We start from the raw sequence: 2,153 nt of genomic DNA on the forward strand, positions 1-2,153 counted from the left end.
AAAATCCACCCTGAAATAACGCAACTTTATTTTCATTTTCTGTGGCGCCCGCCAGGGCATGAGTGGCTAACGGGCGAAAAATACTGCATATTTGCAGCTTTCGGCAAGCCTCAGGCATTGGAAACTAACCGCGTTTGGCGATGAAGGAAAAGGGTTTTCTTTCGGTCCCTTCTGTCTTGTATACTCACGGATTATCCGCCGTCCGGTTACTACGCATACTAGAAAATCGGGAGCTTTTTCAACGGCTTGGTTCGCCGGGCGTTTTGCTTTCTTGCGCTTGCCGCTCCCGGGTTGAGCGTTGACATGTGACACTCCTCCTAAAGCGGTAAGCGGTGCGGAGAGGAAAGGCTTACGTGTGCAGCCGGGCCAGATCGATGGCGGGCACAAGGCCTTCCTCGGCCGCCCGGCCGAGCAGCGCCCGGATGGCGCCGTATCCGTCCTGACCCAAATCGGCGGTAAACTCGTTGACGTACAGCCCGATGTGGGCGTCTGCAACATCCGCAGCCATTTCCTGCGCGTGCGCCAGGACGTATTCGCGGGAGGCTTCGGGATGAGCCCAGGCATGCCGTACTGAGGCACGGACCCAGCCGGCGATGGCGTCCCTATCAAGGTCGCGGCGGGCGACGATTGCGCCGAGCGGGATCGGCAAGCCGGTGTCCAGCTCCCACCAGCTCCCAAGGTCTTCGACCAGCGAGAGTCCATAGGACGGATAGGTAAAACGGGCCTCGTGGATGACCAAACCGGCGTCGATCTCTCCGCTCTGGACGGCCGGCATGATCCGGTCGAACGGCAGAACGACGATCTCTCCGACGCCGCCCGGCACCTGGCGCGCGGCCCACAGCCGGAACAGCAGGTAGGCGGTTGAGCGCTCGCTGGGCACAGCCACGCGTTTGCCGGAAAGGTCGGCCGGAATGGGCGACGTGCCGGATGCTCCGCCCGCTGTAAGCACAAGCGGCCCGCAGCCTCGCCCAAGCGCCCCTCCGCAGGGAATCAGGGCGTAGTCGTTCAGCACCCAGGGAAGCGCGGCGTAAGACAGCTTGATGATGTCCGGCCCGTTTCCGCTTTCCGCGAGCGCATTGGTGACGTCGATGTCGGCGTAGGTAACGTCAAGCTCCGGTGCGCCTGGCAGCAGCCCGTGCACCCAAGCGTGAAATACAAACGTGTCGTTTGGACACGGAGAAAACGCAATGGACAGGGAACGATTCATTTACAGCACCTCCGGAAAAAAAGAACTTGCCGCCGCCAAAGCCTCAAGGGCTTCGGGTATTCGCCAAGCGGCGCGGTCGCGCGGTCCGACCGGATTGGAGACGGCGCGCAGCTCCAGCACAGGCAGGCCGAACGCCTGGGCGGCCACGGCCACGCCGTAGCCCTCCATGCCTTCGGCGGCTGCGCCGGGAATCCGCGCGGCGCGTTCGGCCGCGGTGGCGGCCGTGCCGGTGGCGGCGGATACGGTGAGCGCCGCGCCGGTCGCCACGGACAGGCCGGCGGCGGTCAACCGGGCGGCGAGCCGCTCGGCCCGGGCCTGGTCGACCGCGACGCGGGCCGAGCCGAAGCCGAGCTCGTCGAGGCCGAGGAAGCCGTCCGGCGACTCGGCCCCGAGGTCGGCGGCGACGATGGCGTTGGCAACGACGAGCGAGCTCACGGGCGCGCGCCCGGGAAAGCCGCCGCCGATGCCGGCGCTCACGACGGCGCTGTAGCCGCCGCCGGGCGCGGTCGCTTCGGCCCGTCCGCCGCCAGGCGTGGCGCCTGCGCGAGCGGCAGCGGCGGCCAGCGCTGCCGCGGTCGACGCCGCTGCGGCAGCGGGCCCCACGCCGCCCGCGATGACGTCGAAGCGCGCGGCGTCCGCCCCGCCGCGGGCCAGCCCGCGCAGCACGGCATCGCGTTCCGCCGCCACGGCTGTCACGATCAGCACGCGCCGATCGGCTTTTGCCGCAGCGTCCGCCAATTCCGCCATGCGTCCCGCCCCCGGCGTCTCACGCTCCGCCAATTCCGCCATGCGTCCCGCCCCCGGCGTCTCACGCTCCGCCAATTCCGCCATGCGTCCCGCCCCCGGCGTCTCACGCTCCGCCTTTTCCGCCATGCGTCCCGCCCCCGGCGTCTCACGCTCCGCCTTTTCCGCCATGCGTCCCGCCCCCGGCGTCTCACGCTCCGCC

2 protein-coding genes are annotated in these 2,153 nt (G+C 67.9%); both read right to left on the bottom strand.

Features of this window, described 5'->3' with window-relative positions; translation table 11 throughout:
- Nucleotides 1-349: 349 nt before the first annotated feature.
- Nucleotides 350-1,195 (bottom strand): 1,4-dihydroxy-6-naphtoate synthase, encoded by an 846-nt coding sequence (locus tag AC6I6H_RS21770; RefSeq protein ID WP_497956622.1) that lies wholly within the window; start codon nucleotides 1,193-1,195, stop codon nucleotides 350-352.
- Between the two features lie 12 nt (nucleotides 1,196-1,207).
- The gene (locus AC6I6H_RS21775) at nucleotides 1,208-1,954 is read right to left on the bottom strand and encodes a futalosine hydrolase (RefSeq protein WP_497956624.1); all 747 of its coding nucleotides are present in this window, start codon (nucleotides 1,952-1,954) and stop codon (nucleotides 1,208-1,210) included.
- Nucleotides 1,955-2,153 lie beyond the last annotated feature (199 nt).

This window comes from Gorillibacterium sp. sgz306347 (assembly GCF_059735245.1).